The organism is Leptotrichia sp. oral taxon 847, assembly GCF_001553645.1.
In the GTDB taxonomy this organism is placed as follows: Bacteria; Fusobacteriota; Fusobacteriia; order Fusobacteriales; family Leptotrichiaceae; genus Leptotrichia.
This window is the reverse complement of sequence record NZ_CP014231.1, coordinates 1565397-1583481: the sequence shown is the minus strand read 5'-3', so window position 1 is coordinate 1583481 and position 18085 is coordinate 1565397. Positions and strand designations below refer to the sequence as shown.

16 protein-coding genes, 5 tRNA genes and 1 pseudogene are annotated in these 18085 nt (G+C 29.1%); 6 read left to right on the top strand and 16 right to left on the bottom strand.

Annotated elements, in window-relative coordinates:
* Window positions 1-76: 76 nt before the first annotated feature.
* From AXF11_RS07350 to AXF11_RS07320, 8 genes are all read right to left on the bottom strand, one after another.
* The gene (locus AXF11_RS07350; protein WP_068156519.1) at window positions 77-658 is read right to left on the bottom strand and encodes a helix-hairpin-helix domain-containing protein; all 582 of its coding nucleotides are present in this window, start codon (window positions 656-658) and stop codon (window positions 77-79) included.
* A 123-nt stretch (window positions 659-781) separates the two neighbouring features.
* Window positions 782-1963 (bottom strand): molecular chaperone DnaJ, encoded by a 1182-nt coding sequence (dnaJ, locus tag AXF11_RS07345; RefSeq protein ID WP_068156516.1) that lies wholly within the window; start codon window positions 1961-1963, stop codon window positions 782-784.
* 112 nt (window positions 1964-2075) lie between these two features.
* On the bottom strand, window positions 2076-2210 hold the full coding sequence (locus AXF11_RS11020; RefSeq protein WP_257720970.1) for a hypothetical protein: 135 nt from the start codon (window positions 2208-2210) through the stop codon (window positions 2076-2078).
* A 46-nt stretch (window positions 2211-2256) separates the two neighbouring features.
* Window positions 2257-2958, bottom strand: coding sequence for an aldose epimerase family protein (locus AXF11_RS07340; protein WP_231724672.1), 702 nt, complete (start codon window positions 2956-2958; stop codon window positions 2257-2259).
* Window positions 2959-3110: 152 nt separating this feature from the next.
* Window positions 3111-4946 carry a molecular chaperone DnaK gene (gene dnaK, locus AXF11_RS07335; protein ID WP_068156513.1) on the bottom strand — a complete coding sequence of 612 codons (1836 nt, stop codon included), beginning with the start codon at window positions 4944-4946 and terminating at the stop codon, window positions 3111-3113.
* 27 nt (window positions 4947-4973) lie between these two features.
* Window positions 4974-5546 carry a nucleotide exchange factor GrpE gene (gene grpE / locus AXF11_RS07330; protein ID WP_068156511.1) on the bottom strand — a complete coding sequence of 191 codons (573 nt, stop codon included), beginning with the start codon at window positions 5544-5546 and terminating at the stop codon, window positions 4974-4976.
* Between the two features lie 16 nt (window positions 5547-5562).
* Window positions 5563-6564 carry a heat-inducible transcriptional repressor HrcA gene (hrcA, locus tag AXF11_RS07325; protein WP_068156509.1) on the bottom strand — a complete coding sequence of 334 codons (1002 nt, stop codon included), beginning with the start codon at window positions 6562-6564 and terminating at the stop codon, window positions 5563-5565.
* Window positions 6565-6833: 269 nt separating this feature from the next.
* Window positions 6834-7856 carry a DUF3829 domain-containing protein gene (locus tag AXF11_RS07320; RefSeq protein WP_068156507.1) on the bottom strand — a complete coding sequence of 341 codons (1023 nt, stop codon included), beginning with the start codon at window positions 7854-7856 and terminating at the stop codon, window positions 6834-6836.
* A 169-nt stretch (window positions 7857-8025) separates the two neighbouring features.
* Between AXF11_RS07320 and AXF11_RS07315 the strand changes: the two genes are divergently transcribed.
* Window positions 8026-8682, top strand: coding sequence for an RsiV family protein (locus tag AXF11_RS07315; RefSeq protein WP_068156505.1), 657 nt, complete (start codon window positions 8026-8028; stop codon window positions 8680-8682).
* 86 nt (window positions 8683-8768) lie between these two features.
* Here the strand turns inward: AXF11_RS07315 and AXF11_RS07310 are convergent, their stop codons facing one another.
* A complete protein-coding gene (locus AXF11_RS07310; protein ID WP_231724671.1) occupies window positions 8769-9758 on the bottom strand; it encodes a S66 peptidase family protein in 990 nt (329 codons plus the stop codon).
* Between the two features lie 186 nt (window positions 9759-9944).
* Between AXF11_RS07310 and truA the strand changes: the two genes are divergently transcribed.
* The 3 genes and pseudogenes from truA (at window position 9945) to AXF11_RS07295 (ending at window position 12564) form a co-directional block, all read left to right on the top strand.
* The gene (gene truA, locus AXF11_RS07305) at window positions 9945-10682 is read left to right on the top strand and encodes a tRNA pseudouridine(38-40) synthase TruA (RefSeq protein ID WP_068156498.1); all 738 of its coding nucleotides are present in this window, start codon (window positions 9945-9947) and stop codon (window positions 10680-10682) included.
* A gap of 132 nt (window positions 10683-10814) precedes the next feature.
* Window positions 10815-11285, top strand: coding sequence for a GNAT family N-acetyltransferase (locus AXF11_RS07300; RefSeq protein ID WP_068156495.1), 471 nt, complete (start codon window positions 10815-10817; stop codon window positions 11283-11285).
* Between the two features lie 67 nt (window positions 11286-11352).
* Window positions 11353-12564: pseudogene (locus AXF11_RS07295) on the top strand (IS256 family transposase).
* 201 nt (window positions 12565-12765) lie between these two features.
* Here AXF11_RS07295 and AXF11_RS07290 read toward each other — a convergent pair.
* The 7 genes from AXF11_RS07290 to AXF11_RS07260 all read right to left on the bottom strand — a co-directional run bounded on the left by AXF11_RS07290 (window position 12766) and on the right by AXF11_RS07260 (window position 15053).
* On the bottom strand, window positions 12766-13863 hold the full coding sequence (locus AXF11_RS07290) for an RNA-guided endonuclease TnpB family protein (RefSeq protein WP_068156493.1): 1098 nt from the start codon (window positions 13861-13863) through the stop codon (window positions 12766-12768).
* A 4-nt stretch (window positions 13864-13867) separates the two neighbouring features.
* Window positions 13868-14266, bottom strand: a complete 399-nt coding sequence (gene tnpA, locus AXF11_RS07285; RefSeq protein WP_068156490.1) for an IS200/IS605 family transposase — start codon at window positions 14264-14266, stop codon at window positions 13868-13870.
* 329 nt (window positions 14267-14595) lie between these two features.
* Window positions 14596-14679, bottom strand: a tRNA-Leu gene (locus tag AXF11_RS07280).
* Between the two features lie 18 nt (window positions 14680-14697).
* Window positions 14698-14773, bottom strand: a tRNA-Lys gene (locus tag AXF11_RS07275).
* A gap of 7 nt (window positions 14774-14780) precedes the next feature.
* Window positions 14781-14856: transfer RNA gene (locus AXF11_RS07270), tRNA-His, on the bottom strand.
* Window positions 14857-14893: 37 nt separating this feature from the next.
* Window positions 14894-14969, bottom strand: a tRNA-Gly gene (locus AXF11_RS07265).
* A 7-nt stretch (window positions 14970-14976) separates the two neighbouring features.
* Window positions 14977-15053 (bottom strand) — tRNA-Pro (locus AXF11_RS07260).
* 266 nt (window positions 15054-15319) lie between these two features.
* On the opposite strand from AXF11_RS07260, the gene cobD reads away from it, so the two are divergent.
* Together cobD and AXF11_RS07250 are read left to right on the top strand one after the other, a co-directional pair.
* Complete coding sequence (cobD, locus tag AXF11_RS07255; RefSeq protein WP_068156488.1) at window positions 15320-16432, top strand: threonine-phosphate decarboxylase CobD; 1113 nt, start codon at window positions 15320-15322, stop codon at window positions 16430-16432.
* Window positions 16433-16668: 236 nt separating this feature from the next.
* Window positions 16669-18009, top strand: coding sequence for a cobyrinate a,c-diamide synthase (locus AXF11_RS07250; protein ID WP_068156485.1), 1341 nt, complete (start codon window positions 16669-16671; stop codon window positions 18007-18009).
* The last annotated feature ends 76 nt before the right edge of the window (window positions 18010-18085 follow it).

The window sequence follows — 18085 nt, the reverse complement described above, 5'->3', positions numbered from 1 at the left end:
GTTTACACAAAAATTTTTACACACCCGGGTGTAATTTTTTTATACACACTCTTAACTTTTTTATTAATTCAATAAATTAATCAATAAATTTTACTTTATTTTCCATTTCTAAATATCTCTTATTCCCGATAATTTTTTCCAAATCTAAATTTGAACGAATATTTCCACTATCAAGTTCTAAAAGTATTTTTTTTATTTCCTTCGTTGTAAATCCTATTCTCTTTAATTCTTTTTCACTACACTTGTTAATGTTATATTTCATAATTTCCCTGCCATAATTTTCTTTTGGATTTTTTATTTTTTCCTTATCCACAAAAAGATACTTTTTAGCGTTTTCCAATCCCGATTTTCCAAATCTTTCAATATTTTTCATCTCTTCAATATCTAAAATTATCCCAGTTTCATCACGAAACTTTATAATATTTTCCGCCTTTGATTTTGAAAACCCCAATTTTAACAAATCTGCGTATTCGACACCATTTACATCAAATTTTTTCTTTTTTTTCGTAAAGTCATTATTTTCTTTAGCTTTTTCTTTTTTGTAATTCACTTCTTTACTGATTTCAATATTTGGCTTATTCTTATCCTCGATAAAAAGTCTTAAAAAATTTCCCACAATTAAAAGCATAACAAAAATAATAATATATTTTATTTTCATAATTAAATCCCCCCAGATTTTTTTATTTTTTAAAATTATTAAATTTTATATTTTAATTTTTATTAAAAATATTTTTGAAATTTTCATTATTTAAACTTTAACTTATTTAGTAAATTTCATCGTTTAATTTTCAAATTTACTAAAAAATCTTTTTATTTTATCTTTAAATGATTTTCCTTCTTTATAATTTTTAGTTTCCAGAGAACCGTCAAATTCTCTTAAAATTTTCTTTTGTTTTTCAGACAAATTTGTTGGAGTTTCTATTTTTATTCTTACTATTTCAGAACCTTTTCTATTTCCATAGCTTATTCCTTTTTCCCTCAACTTAAATTCTTTTCCGTTTTGTGTTCCTTCAGCTATTTTTATTTTCACTTTTCCGTTAAGAGTAGGTACTTCTACTTCCCCACCTAAAATTGCCGTTGTAATTCCAACTGGTACATCACAATAAATATCAAGCCCTTGTCTATCAAAAATTTCGTGTTTTTTCACAGTTATAAATATGTATAAATCTCCGTATATTCCGTCGTTTCTTCCAGCGCTTCCACCATCTCTTACGACAAGTCTTTGTCCTGTTTCCACTCCAGCTGGTATCTTTATTTTTCTTGTGACGACTTCACGCTCTATTCCAGTTCCGTGACAATGACTACAAGCTTTTTCAGGTACTTTTCCAGTTCCATGACATACATCACATTCCTGTGTCATCACTTGCATTCCAAAAATAGATCTTTGTTGCATTCTTATATGTCCAGAACCATTACATTTTGTACAAGTTTTCATATGGCTTCCAGCTTCTGCTCCAGAGCCGTGACAAGATTTACATTTTCCATCTCTTTTATATTTAATCTCTTTTTCTACACCATTTGCGACTTCTTCCAACGTTAAGGTAAGATTATATCTCAAATCATCACCTTGATTAACTTTTGGTCCTTGACTTCGGCTTCTTCCACCGCCGCCAAAAAAACTTCCAAAAATATCTCCTAAATCGTCAAAATCAAATCCTTGACCATTTCCAAATCCGCTAAAGCCTCCACTAAAACCTCCAGCTCCAGTACCGCCACCACCATTTTCAAATGCCGCATGTCCATACTGGTCATAAGCTGCTTTTTTCTGTGGATCTGACAAAATTTCATACGCCTCATTTATTTCCTTAAATTTTTCTTCAGCATTCTTTTTTTCTGCATCTGACGAATTAGAAAATTTATCTGGGTGATATTTCATTGCTGCTTTTCTATATGCCTTTTTTATATCTGATTCGCTCGCATCTTTACTTACCCCAAGCACTTCATAATAATCTCTTTTTGTCATTTTCTCCACACCTCCTTTTTTTTCAGAGATGTTCTCCTTTCTTTACGCATTATTTTTATTTTTACTTCAATGTTTCAAAAAAGAGTTTATCTCTTTTTTATTTGTATAATTTTTATAATATTCCTTTAATTACTAACTTTGCAGTAAAAGTCTTATCTTTTTCCAATTTTAAAATCCCTTTTTTATCTTCCAGTTTTCCTGTGCAATCTTCAAAATCTGAAATTCCATACCAAGGCTCTATGCACACGAACGGTGCTTTTGGCTTACTCCAAAATGCAATATAAGGAAATCCGTTATATTAATTTTTTAGAATTTTTACTATTTTTTATCGTAACTTTTTCTGATTTTAAATCATCAAATATTATCGCATCATCATCAAATACATTTTCAGTAATCTGCAATTTATTTTCATTATTCAAGCAATCAGCTTTTTCATCTAAAACAAGCCCTTTTTCATTCAATTTATATTTCTTTGAAGTTTCATTTTTCTCAAATTCCAAATAATAATCACTCAATTTTATGTCATCATTTACATCAAGTGCAAATGCAGGATGTGTTCCAAGCGAAAAATACATATCAGAATCATTTTTATTCACAAGATTATACCCAATCTCCAGAGTATTTCCAGCAATTGTATAAGTTATAAACAATTCAAACTCAAACGGATACTTCTCCAAAGTTTCCTTATTTGAAGAAAATCTAAACTTCAAAGAGTTTTCAGTCTTCTCAACTAGTTCAAAATTTTCAGTCCGAACAAACCCATGCCGTGTAGAAATTTTATATTCTTTTCCATTAAAACTATAAGCCCCATTTTTTATAGTCCCAACAAACGGAAACAACACAGGCGAACTGGCAGCCCAAAACTCAGGCTTTCTGTCCCATATAAACTCTTCTCCATCCACTTTATAACTTCGTAATTCCGCTCCTCTGTCTGCAACTGCAATTTCAACATTTCCATATTTTAAAGTTTCTATTTTACTTCCTATCTTTAACACATCCTCTATAAAGAATTTATTTCTATATAACCTCAATTTCAAATTCAATAATTATAGATACTTTTTTAAAAAAATTAACTATTTTTTGCAAAAGAAGGAGAACTAATTCCCCTTCCTCCATAATATTTATTACTTCAATTTACATTTTGCAATTAATCAACAATTTCTGCATCTTGTACATCATCCGCATCATTATTATTTTTTTCAGAATTATCATTTCCATTTGATTCGCCTTGTGCTCCTTGTTGTGCTTGAGCTGCTTCTTGGTACATTCTAGTTGCAAATCCTTGAGATACTTTCGACAATTCTTCGATTCCTTTTTTAATTGCTTCGATGTCATCTCCGTCTTTTACTTTTTTCAATTCTTCGATTGCTTTTTCAATGTCTTCTTTTTCAGTTCCTTGCAACTTAGCTTCGTTTTCTTTTATAGTTTTTTCAGTTGCAATTACTAATTGATCAGCTTGGTTTCTAGCTTCTACTAATTCTTTAAATTTAGCATCTTCAGCTTCATTTGCTTCAGCGTCTTTTTTCATTTTTTCGATTTCTTCTTTAGATAAATTAGATGAACCAGAAATTGTTACTGTATTTTCTTTTCCTGTTCCTAAATCTTTAGCGGATACATGCACGATACCATTTGCATCAATATCAAATGTTACTTCGATTTGAGGTACTCCTCTTGGTGCAGGTGGAATATCGTTCAAGTTAAATTCTCCTAATTTATGGTTGTCTGCAGCTTTTGCTCTTTCCCCTTGCAATACAACGATTGACACTGCTGGTTGATTATCTGCTGCTGTTGAGAATACTTGTGATTTTTTAACTGGCACAGTAGTATTTCTATCGATAATCTTAGTAAATACTCCACCCATTGTTTCAATTCCTAATGACAATGGAGTTACATCTAATAACAATACGTCTTTAACGTCTCCCATTAATACTCCACCTTGAATAGCTGCTCCTGCTGCTACAACTTCATCAGGGTTAATTGATTTATTAGGTTCTTTTCCAAAGAATGATTTAACCCATTCTTGAACCGCTGGGATTCTTGTTGATCCACCAACTAATAAGATTTCATTAATTCCACTTGGATCTAAGTTTGCATCTTCTAATGCTTGTTTAACAGGCCCTTTAGTTGCTTCAACCAAGTCTTTGGTAAGTTCATCAAATGCTGCACGAGTTAATTTCTTTTCCAAATGTTTTGGTCCACTTGCATCCATTGTGATAAATGGTAATGAAATTTGTGTTTCTAATGTAGTTGATAATTTTTTCTTGGCATCTTCTGCTGCATCTTTCAATCTTTGAACTGCCATTTTATCATTTCTCAAATCAATTCCAGTTTCTTTTTTAAACTCATCAGCCAACCAGTCAATGATTTTTTGGTCAAAGTTATCTCCACCTAAGTGGTTGTTTCCTGAAGTTGAAATAACTTCTACTACTCCATCTCCAATTTCTAGTACCGATACGTCAAATGTACCTCCACCTAAGTCAAATACTAACACTTTTTCTTCTTTTTTCTTATCTAATCCATAAGACAATGCCGCTGCTGTTGGTTCATTAATAATTCTTTGAACTTTCAGTCCTGCAATTTCTCCAGCATCTTTAGTCGCTTGTCTTTGAGCATCAGTAAAGTAAGCTGGAACTGTAATTACTGCTTCTGTTACAGTTTCTCCTAAGTAACTTTCCGCATCTTTTTTCAATTTTTTCAAAATCATCGCTGAAATTTCTTGCGGTGTATAATCTTTTCCAAAAATATTTACTTTATAATTTTCACCCATGTGAGTTTTAATTGAAATTACTGTTGAATCAGGATTTGTAATCGCTTGACGTTTTGCAATTTCCCCTACAATAATTTCTCCATTATCTTTAATATTTACAACTGACGGAGTAGTTCTTCCACCATCAGAATTTGGTATAATTGAAAAGTTTCCACCTTCCATAACTGCCACGCAGCTGTTTGTTGTCCCTAAATCTATTCCTATTATTTTACTCATATCTATCATTCTCCTTTAATTTTTAATTTATTTTTTATTTACTGTAACCATCGCTGGTCTAATAACTTTCCCTTTCAATTTATATCCTTTCTGAAACACTTTCACTATAACATCGTTGTCCAAATCTTCAACATTTTCAGTCATCATCGCTTGATGTTCGTAAGGATTAAATTTTACGCCTTCTGCTGCTTCCAATTCTTCAACACCTTCTTCAGTCAAAAGATTTCTTAAATTTCTCAAAATCATATTCACTCCTTCAACCAATGCATCAAAGTTTTTAGTTTTGGCAGAAGCACTTTCAGCTCTTTCTAAATTATCAATATTATCTAATAATTTTACGATGATTCCTTCAGAAGCATACTTTTTCATTTCAGCAACTTCATTTTCTTTTCTTTTTGTGAAGTTTTGAAACTCAGCTAACTTTCTTGTATAAGAGCTTTTCCACTCTTCCAAGTCCGCCTCAAGTTTTGCAATCACTGCTTCAGGCGTTTCTTCTTTTTGTCCTTCCTGAGTTTCAGTTTCACTTTCTTTTGCTTCAACTTCTTGATCTACTGCTTCTTTTGATTCTTCGTTAACTTTTTCTTCTTTTTCTTTTTCCATAACCCTCTCACTTTCTTTATTTTTTTTTCAATAAATGCTGTACTTCTTCTGAAACATATTCAACAAGTCCAACCGTCTTTGAGTATTCCATTCGCTTTGGACCGATTACTCCCATCATTCCTTTAGCATCTCCAAAAGTATAAACTGAAAACACAAAAGAAAAATCTTCTAGTCCAGCAATTCCCAAATCTTCTCCAAAAATAACATTTACTTCGCCATCTTTGTATTTATCCATTTGAATAAACTGAGAAAAAATATTTTTCAAATCATTTGGACTGTTAAACAATTTCGCTCTATTTACAATTTTTACTATATCATTACTTTCAAATAAATTTGAACTTCCTTCAAAAAATAATTTTCCTTCATTTAAATTTTGCTCTTCTTCCAATTCTTCTGGAATAAACAAATCTAAATTAGTCAAAAACTCTTTTAAATCTGATAATGTAAAAATTGAATTACTATGTTTTATTTTTTCATTTAAAAAATTGTTTATCTTGTCTACTTCTTCTTCAGTTACAGGATTTTCCAAATAAATATTAAGACTTTTAGTCAAAAACGTATCCATCACAACTACGGCTAACACATTTGTATCGTTTATGTGCACAAATTGAACTTTTCTTATACTTTCCTGCCGAATTGACGGCTCTAATACCACTCCTGCATACTGGCTAATTTTTGACAACAACCTTGAAGTCTCTTCAAAAATTTCATCTATTTGATTTATTTTTTTGTTGTAAGTTTCAAAGACTTTTTCTTTTTCCTCCTGAGAAATATCTCTTATTTTTAAAAGTTCTTCGACATAAAGCCTATATCCCTCACTTGTAGGTATTCTTCCGGAAGATGTGTGAGTTTTTACAATTAACCCTTTGTCCTCTAAATCTGCCATCGTATTTCTAATTGTGGCTGACGACACACCAATATTATACTTTTTTTCAAGTGTTCTCGAACCAACACTTTCACCAAAATCTAAATAATGTTTGATGATCGCCTTTAAAATTAATTGCTCTCTCTCATTCATCCTAACACCCTTTCTTTTTGTTAGCACTCAAAGGTTACTAGTGCTAATCACAAATATATAATAATATATTTTTTAATTTTTGTCAAGACTTTTTTTTAATTTTTTTAAAACTTTTTTATTGGTATATTTTATAGTTAAATACAACACTGAGATATACATGAAAAACATAGTAAAAATAATATTTATCATTTGATTTTATAAATTTTTTTAATTTTTCAGTTAACAAAAAAATCTTGTAAAATCAGTAACTGATCTCACAAGATATTTCTTTATTTTTTATTTTTTGCCTGTTTTGCCTGTTTTGCTAAAAGTTTGTTATGTTCTTTCACAACTTCGTTAAATGTTGCTACCACATTTTCAGGTGTTCCTTCTTCTGTCTGTGCAAAATATCCATCGCTCGCTGACGAATAAGTCGCCTTTTGTTTCTTCTTAATTTTTGTCATAAATTTATTTGCTGATTCTTTAAAGATTTTAGCTTTCTCAATAAACGCGGCATGATCATTTAAATCAAATCCCTCTTTTTTCAACTGTTTTTCATTTTTTATGCTTTTTTCAAGTTTTAGTAGTGATTTATTAATTTTATCAAATATTTTCTTGAAATTTTTCACATTTCCTTTATCAGTGAAATTACTTGCATCCAATTGCTGTTTCCGAATTTCATCAATAAAATCTTCCCCATTATCTATGTAAACCAATTGTTTTTGCGTGATAAATAATTTTCTCTTATCATAATCTTTTTCCATCATTTTTTTTATATCTTTTGATTTTTTCTCAAAAGCCTCTTTATAAGCTTTTGCGACACTGTTGTACTTATCAAGATTTTCAAGCAGTTGTCTATGTAAAACTTCTCCTAAAGAAAACTTATCTTGCAAATATCGTTTGCTTTGATAATAATTTTTCATACTTTCACTGATAGGCAACATTTTTTCTAGTACTGGTAACATAGCTATCGCTTTTTTGTCCAATTCATCCTTTTTTTCATTACTTTCTTTCAGCTCTTTTAATTTATTTATAAATTCCTGGTCTATTGGAATATTCAATTCTATATCTTCTGACTGCGATTTATCAATTGTTTTTTCCATTCCCGCATCTTCAAAATAATACAAAAGTCCTTTGTCTATGCTTAAAATTCTATTATAAAACCTTATATGTTTATTGTATTTTACTTTATTAGTTTCAAGCATTATTTGTTCTTTCGTTTTAGTATTTTTCTCAACTTTTTCCACTTTTACAAATTTCATCATTATTACCAGACAAAGCATAACAAGTATAAGCAACCCTATTTTTTTCATTAATTTTCATACCATCCTTTTTTTATTTATACTTCAATTTTTATTTATACCACAATTATAATAATTTTTAAAGATAATGTCAAGCAAATAGAAAAATAATATATTTGATTATTTATCAAATTTAGTATATAATATACCAAACGAAAAAAATTTTTGAGGTGATTATAAAATGAAAAAATTAACATTGCTATTTATGGCATTACTAATGTTTAACTTATCATTTGCAAAACAAAAAGAAAAAGTGGATACAACATTTACATTTGCAAATTTTGAGCCTGAATCAGAAAGTGGAATTACTCCATTAAAAAGAACAAAAGTTTTGGGAAAATCGAGAGTTGAATACTTTGCATTTTCTGGAAAAAAACCAGAAATTGTAAGACAGATGAATAAAGCTATGGAAAAGTTTATTCAAGAATTTAAATCAACTAAAACTAAAACTTACACTGTTACTTCAAAAGTAACCGCAAATAACAGTTATTTTATAAGCGTTGCTTTTAACATAATTGAAAAGGATTCAAAAGCTGGAATGTCCTTTAAGGAAACTGATGGTATTTCTTTCAATTTAAAAAATGGTAAGCCGTTATTATTAAAAGACTTGTTCCTTCCTGGTTACGAAAAAGAACTTGAAAATGCAATTAACGGAAAATTTGCTGAATTGGGCTTGCCTCAGACAGAGAGATTTAAAGGTGTTTCGAAAAAAACAAACTTTTATTTAGAAAATGATGCTCTAGTATTGGTTTACAACAAAAATGAAGGAACTCCTTTTGCTGATGGACAAGTATTTATCCCTTTCATGTTGACAAATTTAATCGGACTTCTTAAATAATAACTAAAAAACTATTCTTATATTTTAGGATAGTTTTTTTGATTAAAAAAACAAGAGCTGTCTAAAATTAGACAGTTCTATTTTTTTTATTTAGTTGATCTTTCAATAATTACTTCTCTTTTGTATGTATCAATTTTTGCATTTGCACCAATGGGTACTGTAATAAATGGTCTCACATGCCCTGATTTTAACCCTTTAATTATAGGAATATTAAGTTTTGCAAAATTATCATAAAAAACTTCATCTATACTCATATCTGTTGGATCAGCCTTTTTGGGATTTCTAAAATCTCCTATTATTATTCCTTTTAAATTTTTTAATTTTCCAGCTAGTCTAAGCTGCTGTAACATTCTATCCACACGATAACTATCTTCATTCACTTCTTCCAAAAACAAAATTTTACCATCTGTATTTATTTCGTGATCAGTTCCTAAAGTTGCGACTACTAATGACAAATTTCCTCCTGTTATTCTCCCACTGCCACGTCCACTTTTCATAATCGTATAGCTGTTGTCAAAATCAAGTAAATTATACGAAGAATTGCTCATAAATGCCTTATTGAATGATTCCTCTGTCGTAAGTGGGATTTCTTTTAAATTGTCCGCCATCGGTCCGTGAAAAGTTACAAGTCCTGTTTTTTCATTAATTGCAAGTAATAAAGTTGTGATATCACTAAAGCCTGAAATAATTTTAGGATTTTTTTTGATTACATCATAGTTTAACTTATCAATAAATCTAATAGCTCCATATCCTCCTCTAATTGCAAAAATCGCATTAATTCTAGGATTTGCAAACATATCATTTATATCTTTTGCTCTTACCGCATCATTTCCTCCAAACCCATACCATCTTGAATCAAATGACCTTCCAAAAATTACATTAAATCCTCTATTTCTCAGATATTCAACTTCATACATTGCATTGTCCCCTTTATAATTGGCAGGTGCAACTAACCCTATCGTATCCCCAGGTTTTAACCCTTTTGGAATAATTATCTCATTATTTCCAGCTGCAAATGAACTTAAACTGAATATTAAACCCATAAAAAAAAATAACAATATATCTTTTACTTTCAAAATCTTTCCTCCATTTATAAAAATTTTTTTGTTTGCAAAACGTTATTATAAAAAGTATAACATAAAAAGTAAATTACCGCAATAAAAGAAAAATTAAAAATATTAGAATCTTTTTTTCTTGACTTATTTTCAAATATGTTATACCATTTGAAAAGAATTACAATAATAATAAAAGAAAGAAAAAATATGAAAAAAAACATAAAAATGATTTATCAATACGATGGAAGTAAATTTTTTGGATTTCAAAGACAAAAAGGGAAAAAAACTGTGCAAGGAGAAATTGAAAAAATCATAAAAAACACATTTTCTCAAGAAATAAATATGATTTCATCGGGACGAACAGATAAAGGAGTCCACGCCTATGAACAAGTATCAAATTTTTTTATTGACAGAAATATTCCAATTATTCCGATAAAACGCCAACTTAATAAAAGTTTAAAAGGTGAGATAAAAGTGTTATCAGTAAAAGAAGTTCCCCATACATTTAATGCACGGTTTGACGCTAAAAGCCGGACTTATCTCTACATTATGAAAATAGAAGACAAAATTACTCCTTTTGAAAGTTCATACATCACACCAATTACAAAACCAATTGAAATAAAAAAATTTCAAAAAATTTTAGATGAATTCGTAGGAACTCATAATTTTAGTAGCTTTATGAAAAAAGACAAAGCCTATAGAAATCCCATAAGAGAAATTTTTTATATAAACTGTTATTCCGAAAATGACACATTAAAAATTGAAATTTGTGGAAATGGATTTTTAAAAACTATGGTCAGAATAATGATTGGCTCAGCACTTGCAGTCTACTTTGAAAAAGAAAACAGCGAATATATAAAGAAAAGACTGCAAAATCCAAATGAAAACTGTAAAAAAATATTGGCTAGTTCCGAAGGACTATACCTATATAAAGTCAATTATTAAAATTTTATATTAATTTTATCTAAAAATATTATTTCTATTTTTCAGATTAGGATTCATTATAAAAAAATGTTAGCTAAAATTTTTAATTCGAATAAAATAAAAAAATAAATTAAATAAGAAAGAGAAGGTTTTATGGAAAAAAAATATAAAATACAAATACTAGATGCTAAAAAAGATTCTGACTTGCTTTTTAAAATAGTGGAACATGAAAATGAAGTATTTGGAGAAGCGACAGTAGGAAATTGGAATATAAAGCCAATTGCCAAATATGGAAAAGTATTTGCTGCAGTAACAAATGATGAAAAGGAAGAGCTTATTTCAGTAATCGAAGTTCTTAGCAGTTTTGATAGAGAATTAGCTTACATTTACGGTGTCTCTACAGTGCCCAAATTTGAAAAGAAAGGTTATGCAACAGCATTGTTAAGATATGTAATTCAATATCTAAAAAAATTAGAAATAAAAAAAATTGAATTAACTGTTGACACTGACAATTTCACTGCACAAAAAATCTATAAAAAATTAAATTTTGAAATCGTGGAAGATTTGGAAAATGAATACGGAGATAATATTAAAAGATATTTGATGAGATATGTGGGTGTGTAAAAATTTTTGTGTAAACCTCTAGATAATATATGGTAAAATAACTATATAATATTTGGAGGTTTTTGTTATGGCTAAAAAGAAAATTGACAACGAAATTTTTAAAACACTGATTGAGGATTACAATATTAAAGATACTAATGATATTAAGGATATGCTTAAGGATTTGCTTTCGGGTACTATTCAAACTATGCTTGAAGCTGAAATTGAGCATGAACTGGGGTATGCTAAACATTCTATGAAAGATAAGATTACTTCTAATGCTAGAAATGGACATTCCAAGAAAACTGTTAGAAGTGAGTATGGCAATCTTAACTTAGATATTCCTAGAGATAGAAATGCTGAGTTTGAGCCTCAAATCATCCCTAAATATCAAAGAGAAATTACTGGCATTGAAGGGCAGATTCTTTCTCTTTATGCTAAAGGAATGAGCAACAGAGATATCGAGGACCATCTCAATAATCTTTATGGGATTGATGTTTCATCATCTATGATCAGTAAAATTACAGATAAAATTATACCTGAAATTAGGGAATGGTAGTCTAGACAGCTTGAGGATGTATACCCAATAGTTTTTATGGATGCTATCCATTACAGCGTAAGAAAAGATGGAGTTGTTGTTAAAAAGGCGGTATATTTAGCTATAGGAATAGATAAGGAAGGAAGAAAGGAGGTCTTGGGATTTTGGATAGGAGAAAATGAATCAAGCAAGTACTGGCTAAATGTTTTAAATGAATTGAAAAACAGAGGAGTTCAGGATATACTAATTATGTCTGTTGATAATTTAAAAGGGTTCAGCGAAGCAATATCTTCAGTATTTCCAAAGATAGAAATTCAAAAATGTGTGGTTCATCAAATTAGAAACAGCATAAGATACATATCTTACAAAGATGTAAGGGAATTTACATCAGACTTAAAAGAAATGTACAATGCACCAACACTGGAACAGGCAGAGTTTAAACTGGATGAACTAGAAGAAAAATGGGGTAAAAAGTATATGGCAGTAATTAATTCCTGGAGAAGTAACTGGAATGAGTTGACAACATACTTTAAATATGATACAAAGATAAGAAAGCTGATATATACGACAAACCCGATAGAAAGCTTAAACAGACAATTAAGAAAGTATACGAAGACAAAATCACTTTATCCTACAGATGAAGCATTAATGAAATCAGTATACCTAAGCTTAAAGGAAGCAACAAGGAAATGGACTGGAAGAATACCAGGCTGGGGAGAAATATACTCTCAGTTAAGTATTTATTTTGAAGGAAGAATTTAAAAACAGGATGATAAAACTACCATCCTGTACCATATATTATATTTTGAGTTTACACAAAATTCTGGACACTCTCAGATATGTACCAAAAAAGTGAACTACTCCCGCTTTTAGAAGTGGGAGTTTCTTGGGAAGTATCTGCTTTTGTTAGCCAAATATATTTACCAAGCTCTTCGGACAGTCCCTGCCCTGTTTTTTTATTTCCTAATATTTTAACATTTCTTTTCCAATATCTCTTATATTCAATGCCGCATTGTAATCTCTATCAATTTCAATTCCACAGCATTCACATTTATAACTTCTTTCTGATAATTTCAGCTCCTCTTTAACATTTCCACATTTACTACAAGTTTTCGACGACGGAAACCACTTATCTATCTTCAAAAATTGTTTCCCTAAAAATATCAGTTTATACTCAAGCATTCTCAAAAACATTCCCCATCCATTATCTCCTACACTTTTCCCAAAATTTAATGCCTGACTCATCCCTTTCATATTCAAATCCTCAACAACCACAGCATTATATATTTCAGACAATTTTTTCGATAATTTATGCAAAAAATCTCTTCGGCAATTTTTGATATACTCATGTAGTTTTGATATTTTCTCTTTTTGTCTATACCAATTTTTAGAAAATTTTACTTTTCTTGATAATGATTTTTGTAATTTTTTCAATTTTTTCTCCAACATCTTAAAATATTTTGGATAATCAGCTCTTTGGTTTTCAGAACTGACAAATAATTCAGACATTGAAAAATCAAGTCCAATCACTTTATCATTACTTGGATTTTTTTTGATTTCTTTTTCAAATTCCGTCAAAATAGAAACATAGTAATTTCCATTACTGTTTGTCAATGTTACCGACTTTATTTTATAATCCTTTGGTATTTCTCTATGATATTTCAATTTGACTTTTTTCAATTTTGGCAAAACCAAATACTTGTTTTCTTCAATTCGTATCGAATTGTTCACACAATTTGTCGTATAACTTTTAACACTATTCTTTTTAGATTTGAACCTTGGAAATTTCGCTCTCTTCTGAAAAAAATTCGTAAACGACCGTTTTACATTCAATTGAGCATTTGCAAGTGCCAAGCTGTCTACTTCTTTCAAAAATTGATTTTCCTTCTTCAAACTGGCAGGTGTAATTATTTTATTTTTTCCAGTCTCTTCATAAATTTTATTCGCAGTGTACAAAATTGTATTGTAAACAAAACGAACACATCCAAAAGTCTTGTTTATCAATAATTCCTGCTCTTTATTTGGATAAATTCTGTATTTAAATGCTAAATTATATTTCATAAAATTACACCTCCTTTTGATTTTGAATATATTTTTTAATTATCTCTAATGGTGCACCTCCAACACTTACAACTAAGTAACTTCTACTCCAAAAATATTCTTTCCACAATCTTCCCCTTATTTCAGGAAATTCTTTTTTTATCAACCTGCTGGAAGCACTTTTGTAAGTATTTACAAACTTAGAAAGTTCAGTATTAGGCATAGCATTAATCAACATATGAATATGATCAACATCATGTTCCCATTCTTTAAGAACAATGTTATACTTCGGACATATTTTTTCAAAAATCTCTTTCAATCTATTAGAAATTTCATCATTAATGACTTCTCTTCGATATTTTATACAAAAAATTATATGATAATTTATATCAAATACTGAATGATAATTACTATTGTATGACATTATTATTACCTACTTCTATATTATTTCACTGAGTAAATTATATCATAAATATATCCTTTTTTCAATTTTTTTTACAAAAAAAAGCAATTCATCTCCCGCCTGTAGAAGCCGGAGACTTCTTGCTATCTTTTGTTAAAAAGTAAAATTGACCTAAAAAATTAGATAAAAAACTTAATTATTCATTATTCATCAAGGATTAATTTCTATATAAAATCAGGAGTTAATCCTTTTAATTTTTTATATTTTTTTAAACACATTACAAAAAAAAATATCAACTTTTAGAAATGCTGATATTACTAAATTAATCCACTATTTTGTGTGGGCTTTTATGGTGCGAAAGGTGGGACTCGAACCCACATGTCAAAGACGCTAGATCCTAAGTCTAGTGCGTATGCCAATTTCGCCACTCTCGCAAAAAATTATTTTCAAAATGGTGAGCCATACTGGGATCGAACCAGTGACACCTTGATTAAAAGTCAAGTGCTCTACCGACTGAGCTAATGGCTCATATCAATGGGGTGATCGACGGGATTTGAACCCGCGACAACCAGTGCCACAAACTGGCGCTCTACCAACTGAACTACGATCACCATATATATGAAAATTTTATTTTAACTTTAAATAAAATGGAGCGGGAGACGAGGGTCGAACTCGCGACATTCAGCTTGGAAGGCTGACGCTCTACCAACTGAGCTACTCCCGCAAAATAATGGTCGGTGTAGTAGGATTTGAACCTACGACCCCCTGCTCCCAAGGCAGGTGCGCTACCGAACTGCGCTATACACCGTTCCTAAGCAACAAGGTTTTCGCTTTCTTATCACCGTTGGACAAGAAATATAATATCATAAATAAAATATTTTGTCAACACTTTATTTTACAACTTTTAACATTTTTTTGAAAATTTCCTAAAAATCAGTTGAAATGAAGGACTTTCAAAAAAATACAATCTTTATTTTTAGTTTTGTAGAAAAAAAAGAGAAATTTTGATATAATTTTTTTATAAAATTTTTATAAGGAAAGGAGAAATGTGATAATTATCATATTTTTTTAAATATGGATTTTCATGGTGGAAATATTTATAAAATTTTTCGAGAAAAAAAAATAAAAAATATATTGGATTACAGCTCAAATATCAATCCTTTTGGAATATCAGAAAATTTAAAAAAAACAATTTTAGAAAATTTTGAAAGTATTGAAAAGTATCCCGATCCAGATTATTTTAAACTGAAAAAAAGAATTTCTGAAAAAATTAAAGTTGATCTTGGAAATATAATCCTAGGAAACGGAGCAACAGAAATTATATTTTTAATTATAAAAGTTTTAAATTTAAAAAAAGTTTTAATTGTATCGCCAACTTTCGGAGAATATGAAAGAGCAGTAAAAAGTTTGCAAAACAGTGTCAAAATTAATTATTTTAAATTGGACGAAGAAGAAAACTTTAAATTTAATCAAAAAAAATTTGAAAATGAAATGGAAAAAAATTATGACTTAGTTATAATTTGCAATCCAAATAATCCGACAGGAAAATTTTTAAAAAAAGATGAAATGGAAAAAATTTTAGAAAAATGTAATCAAAAAGGCGCAAAATTACTTGTGGATGAAGCTTTTATTGAATTTATCCAAAATTGGAAAAAAGAAACAATTATTCAGACAAAAATTAATAAAAAAAATTTATTTGTGATTCGGGCGTTTACAAAATTTTTTGCAATACCAGGATTAAGGCTTGGATATGGAATTGGTTTTGATAAAGAAATCATTTGCAAAATGAACGAAAAAAAAGAGCCGTGGAGTGTAAACAGCTTAGCTGAAATTGCTGGAATCTGTGCATTAGACGATTTGGACTACATAAAAAAGACTGAAGATTGGATAAAAGAAGAAAAAATATATATGTTTAAAAAATTATCAGAAATTAAAGAAATCGAAGTCTTTAAAACAGAAGTAAATTTTATTTTAGTAAAAATAAAAAAAGAAATATTTGAAAAAGGGATGGATTCTAAAAAATTACAGGAAGAAATGCTAAAACACGGAATTTTAATTAGAGATGCTTCAAATTTTATTTTTTTGGGCAAAAAATATTTTAGACTCGCTATAAAAGATAGAAAAAACAATGATTTTGTTTTAAAAATATTAAAAGAAATTTTGTCACAAGAAAATCAGACATATTAGATTTGTTTCAAAGTTATTTTTATAAATTAAAAAAAGTTAACATTTGAGTCAAAAACATTTTCAAACGTAATTTTTTTGATTATTAATTTTTTTTATTTAATAATCTTTTTCTTTTTTTCTTTTCATAAGGCGAAGAGTTCCTGAACTGGCTCTAAAGATTTAACAAAAGGCGTAAGAAAATATTATGAGAAAATTAACTTAAAAAAATTAATTTATGTAAAAAAGAAAGGAAAAAAATGAAGAAAATATTGATTGCCGGAACAAATAGCGGAAGCGGTAAAACGACAGTTACAAGCATTCTTATGTCTTGTCTAGAAAATGTCGCTCCTTTTAAAGTGGGTCCTGATTACATTGACACAACTTATCATGAAATTTTTACAGGAAATAAGTCGCATAATTTAGATATTTTTATGGTTGGCGAAGAAAATGTAAAAAATATTTTTGAAATTTATTCACAAAATAAAGATATAGCAGTTGTCGAAGGAGTTATGGGACTTTTTGATGGACTATCTAATGACTTTGATAATTTTAGCACAGCACATGTCGCAAGAATTTTGGATATTCCAGTAATTTTGGTTGTAAATGCTAAAGCGATTTCTACTAGCTGTGCCGCTATTGTACTCGGCTTTAAAATGATGGATCCCAGAATAAATATATGTGGCGTCATCTTAAATAATATTAGTTCACAAAGACATTATTCGAGCCTAAAAGAAGCGGTAGAAAAGTATACGAAAATAAAATGCCTGGGATATGTTCCAAAAAATGAGGATTTAGCGCTTGAAAGCCGTCATTTGGGCCTAAAGTTGGCATTTGAAGAGAATGAAAACAAAATTTTACAGCAAAAAAAAATATTTTATGAAATTGGAAAAAAATATTTGGATTTGGAAAAAATAAAAAAGATTGCAAAAAATTTTGAGCCAAAAATGACTTTTGAGAATTGGGAAAAAATAAATAAATTAAAAGATAAATACCGTGGTCAAAAAATTGCAATTGCAAGAGACAGAGCTTTTTCTTTCTATTATCAAGAAAATATTGACTTATTAAAATTTTGTGGTTTTGAAATAAATGAATTTAGTCCAATTACTGATAAAAAAATTCCAGAAAATATTAATTTTATTTATTTTGGCGGAGGCTATCCCGAACTTTTTTCAAAGGAACTGCAAAACAATGTTTCTATGAAAAAAAGTATTTTGCAGGAATATGAAAAAGGGACAAAAATTTATGCAGAATGTGGCGGATTTATGTATTTGGCTAAAAAAATCCATCTATTGAACAGTGAGATCTATGATTTTTGTGGAATTTTCAACTTGGAAATAAAAATGCGAAAAACTCTCAATATCAAGCGTTTTGGATATATAAATATTGAGACAGAAAATGGGATAAAATTAAAAGGACACGAATTTCACTATTCTGAAATAGTAAAAAATAATGAAAACAATACTTTTTATAAAATCAGCAAAAATGACAATAGAAAATGGACTTGTGGATATAGGAAAAAAAATATTCTTGCGGGTTATCCACATATTTCTTTTTTTTCAAATTTAGATTTTTTTAAATTTTTAGTTGAAGAATTGTGATTTTATTAATTAATTTTATTTTTACATTTGACAAAAAATACATATCGATGTTATAATACTGTGAATTAATCACACT

Excerpts from the sequence above, each read along its gene's own strand:
- dnaJ (WP_068156516.1), bottom strand. The coding sequence starts at position 1,963 with ATGACAAAAAGAGATTATTATGAAGTGCTTGGGGTAAGTAAAGATGCG.
- grpE (WP_068156511.1), bottom strand. The coding sequence starts at position 5,546 with ATGGAAAAAGAAAAAGAAGAAAAAGTTAACGAAGAATCAAAAGAAGCA.
- AXF11_RS07320 (WP_068156507.1), bottom strand. The coding sequence starts at position 7,856 with ATGAAAAAAATAGGGTTGCTTATACTTGTTATGCTTTGTCTGGTAATA.
- hrcA (WP_068156509.1), bottom strand. The coding sequence starts at position 6,564 with ATGAATGAGAGAGAGCAATTAATTTTAAAGGCGATCATCAAACATTAT.
- truA (WP_068156498.1), top strand. The coding sequence starts at position 9,945 with ATGAAAAAAAACATAAAAATGATTTATCAATACGATGGAAGTAAATTT.
- AXF11_RS07315 (WP_068156505.1), top strand. The coding sequence starts at position 8,026 with ATGAAAAAATTAACATTGCTATTTATGGCATTACTAATGTTTAACTTA.
- cobD (WP_068156488.1), top strand. The coding sequence starts at position 15,320 with ATGGATTTTCATGGTGGAAATATTTATAAAATTTTTCGAGAAAAAAAA.
- AXF11_RS07290 (WP_068156493.1), bottom strand. The coding sequence starts at position 13,863 with ATGAAATATAATTTAGCATTTAAATACAGAATTTATCCAAATAAAGAG.
- AXF11_RS07250 (WP_068156485.1), top strand. The coding sequence starts at position 16,669 with ATGAAGAAAATATTGATTGCCGGAACAAATAGCGGAAGCGGTAAAACG.
- dnaK (WP_068156513.1), bottom strand. The coding sequence starts at position 4,946 with ATGAGTAAAATAATAGGAATAGATTTAGGGACAACAAACAGCTGCGTG.
- tnpA (WP_068156490.1), bottom strand. The coding sequence starts at position 14,266 with ATGTCATACAATAGTAATTATCATTCAGTATTTGATATAAATTATCAT.
- AXF11_RS07350 (WP_068156519.1), bottom strand. The coding sequence starts at position 658 with ATGAAAATAAAATATATTATTATTTTTGTTATGCTTTTAATTGTGGGA.
- AXF11_RS07300 (WP_068156495.1), top strand. The coding sequence starts at position 10,815 with ATGGAAAAAAAATATAAAATACAAATACTAGATGCTAAAAAAGATTCT.